At 49.7% G+C, this 1,166-nt stretch carries 2 protein-coding genes; both read right to left on the reverse strand.

All coding sequences use genetic code 11. From position 1 onward, the window contains the following. Positions 1–225 precede the first annotated feature (225 nt). On the reverse strand, positions 226–648 hold the full coding sequence (locus EI28_RS15630; RefSeq protein WP_082223192.1) for an IS5 family transposase: 423 nt from the start codon (positions 646–648) through the stop codon (positions 226–228). 11 nt (positions 649–659) lie between these two features. Next, positions 660–1,019, reverse strand: coding sequence for a transposase (locus EI28_RS13065; RefSeq protein WP_048115549.1), 360 nt, complete (start codon positions 1,017–1,019; stop codon positions 660–662). Positions 1,020–1,166: the final 147 nt, after the last annotated feature.

Here is a 1,166-nt window from a genome sequence, read left to right on the forward strand (position 1 = left end):
TTGTGGTCGAGAATATCGATCATATGGCGACCGTAGGGTGATATCATCCATATTCCTCGTGAGAAGGAAGACTTTCAGGCGTTCTACAAGCGTTCTCCACCTGAAGTCCGCGAGGAATTGGATAAATTAAAAGAGAAATATAAAGCATACTCTATACCCTCGGCACGAGAGCGAATCGGTGATGCTCTTGAGGAAGACAAAAAGCACCACACTCTCGTGAAGAGGTCATCCCAATATTCTCCCGATCATGACACTACATGCCAAGTGAATCAATCCCATGAATGAGTGCTCATATCGCTCGTATCGGGGAGTGATCTTCTTGAACGCCTCAATCCAGCTGAAGAACCGTTCTACCGCATTGCGCTTTTTATAGAGTTCTGTATCGAACCAGAATGGCCTTCCTCGCTTCGGCTGTTTCCGGGATCTTCGGTTGACCGGGATATTACTTTTGATTCTTCGTTTCCGGTTGTATTGTCGGATCTCCCGGGCATCGTAGGCTGCATCTGCGGAGATGATCCTGGGACGAACTTGCACCTCGGGAATCTCAAATGCTTCGAGAGTTGGCTCGTAGAGCCGGGAATCATGGGTATTTGCCGGTGCAACCGTGCAGGCAAGCGGGAGGCCGTTTCGATCGACCAGAACACTCAGCTTGTTCCCCTTTACCTTTTTATAGCCATCATAGCCGGTCGACCCCCTTTTTTAGCCTGGATATCTTTGGTATCGGTCGCACAGTGTGAGAGATCGATTTTTTTGATCTCGTAGCCAGATTGAAGAAGGTCGAGGAAGATCGCCTGGTACACGCCTTTCTCGCAGAGTTCGAGATGGTACCGGTGAACCGTCGATTTGGTGCCGTAGTTCGCTGGAACATCGAGCCAGGAGCATCCGGTGGTCAGAACGTACAGGATGCCGTTGATCAGTCTGCGGGGGTCACACCGGGGTCGACCGATGTGCGGCTTTGTTGGGGGGAGGTATTTCTGAACAATCTCCCAGAGATCATCGTCAATTTCCCGGAATGCCATGATCCCCAGTTTTATCCGAGGGGACTTATAATTATAGGATCACCTCGAAACAATGCGCAAAATCTTTCGCACAGACCAACCTTTCACAGAGATCCGGATACGAATTTTATTTTGCAGAGCCCCTGATCGAGTTCGGCTCCGCAAAAA

Origin of the sequence: Methanoculleus sp. MH98A, from assembly GCF_000691865.1 — an archaeon.
Classification (GTDB): domain Archaea; phylum Halobacteriota; class Methanomicrobia; order Methanomicrobiales; family Methanoculleaceae; genus Methanoculleus.